Source organism: Rhodococcus sp. IEGM 27 (assembly GCF_033142305.1).
Classification (GTDB): domain Bacteria; phylum Actinomycetota; class Actinomycetes; order Mycobacteriales; family Mycobacteriaceae; genus Rhodococcus_F; species Rhodococcus_F oxybenzonivorans.
In genome coordinates, this window is record NZ_JAWLSG010000036.1 from 1 (window position 1) to 1,652 (window position 1,652).

The 1,652-nt window shown below is 69.1% G+C and carries 1 protein-coding gene; it reads left to right on the top strand.

Features of this window, described 5'->3' with window-relative positions; all coding sequences use genetic code 11:
• Positions 1-107 precede the first annotated feature (107 nt).
• On the top strand, positions 108-1,547 hold the full coding sequence (locus R4P95_RS33380) for an ISNCY family transposase (protein WP_317747481.1): 1,440 nt from the start codon (positions 108-110) through the stop codon (positions 1,545-1,547).
• Positions 1,548-1,652 lie beyond the last annotated feature (105 nt).

Sequence of the window (1,652 nt, forward strand, 5' to 3'; positions counted from 1 at the left end):
CTAGCTACTTCGACCTGAAAAAGTCGGGGTGTGGCGGTGCGTGATCAGCCAGTCCTGGAACGGCAGGATGGCCTCAACCCCTTGGGCTAGAAGGGATCGAGGCCATCGTGTTCCGTACCGTAGGCGATCAGCCGTCGTTGTTCGAGTCGGTGCTGCCGCAGGAGTTGCTGCGGCTTCCCGCGGAGCTCGAGCGAGTGGATGCGCTGTTGGATGATCCGGCGTTCTTCACACCGTTCCTCCTGTACTTCGACCCGCGGATCGGCCGTCCGTCGACGCCGATGGAGACCTACCTGCGGCTGATGTTCCTCAAGTTCCGCTACCGGCTCGGCTACGAGAGCCTGTGCCGCGAGGTGAGCGACTCGATCACGTGGCGCCGGTTCTGCCGGATTCCCTTAGACGGGTCGGTGCCGCACCCGACCACGTTGATGAAGCTGACCACCCGCTGTGGCCCGGCGGCGGTGGACGGGCTGAACGAGGCGCTGCTGGCCAAGGCGACCGAGGCCAAGGTGCTGCGCACCACCAAGTTGCGGGCCGACACCACGGTGGTGCCCAGCAACGTGTCCTACCCCACCGACTCCGGTTTGCTGGCCAAGGCAATCCGACGGATCGCGCTCACCGGCAAGCGGATCCAGGCTGCCGGTGGGGCGACTCGCACCACCGTGCGGGACCGGACCCGTGCGGCGGGCAAGCGGGCGCACGCGATCGGTTTCAAGCTGCGTTCGCGCAGCGCCGCCGGACGCGACGAGGCCCTGGCGGCGGTCCGGCGCACAACCGGGGAGCTGGCCGACCTGGCCGAGACCGCCGCCACCGATGCCGAACGGCTGCTGACCAACGCGAAACACGCACTCCGCCGGGCGCGCGCCAAGGCCACAGCCCTGAAGGGGACGGGTGACCACGACGGGGCCGCGGGCCGCCGGCGGGGACGCTTGGCCCGCGCCATCGACGACCTCGAGGACCTGGTCACCACGACCCGCCAGATCGCCGCGCAGACCCGTCAGCGGCTGGCCGGGCAGACCCCGAACGGGGCCACCCGGCGGGTCAGCCTGCACGACCCCGACGCCCGGCCCATCGCCAAGGGACGGCTCGGTAAGCCGGTCGAGTTCGGCCACAAGGTCCAGCTCGTCGAAGGCGACGACGGCGTGATCGTGGACCACAACGTCGAACGCGGCAACCCGGCCGACGCACCCCAGCTGGCACCAGCTGTGGATCGGGTCCGCACACGTGCCGGGGGCCCGCCACGCACGGTCACCGCCGACCGCGGCTACGGCGAGAAAGCCGTCGAGGACGACCTCCGCGACCTCGGCGTGCGCAACGTGGTGATCCCTCGCAAGGGCAAACCCTCGGCTGGCCGGCGAGCCGCGGAACACCGCCCAGCGTTTCGACGAACAATCAAGTGGCGCACCGGAGTCGAAGGTAGAATCAGCGCCCTCAAACGTGGATACGGCTGGGACCGCACCCGCATTGACGGCACCGAAGGCGCCCAGATCTGGGTCGGCCACGGGGTCCTGGCGCACAACCTGGTCAAGATCAGCACCCTGGCAGCGTGACAGGCGCCGATCGGGGGAGTCTGTGGCCAACCGAATCCTGACCGGCCGAGAACGGCCGAATCATGCTCACCGGGGCGCCTCGTTTTTCAGGTCGAAGTAGCTAGC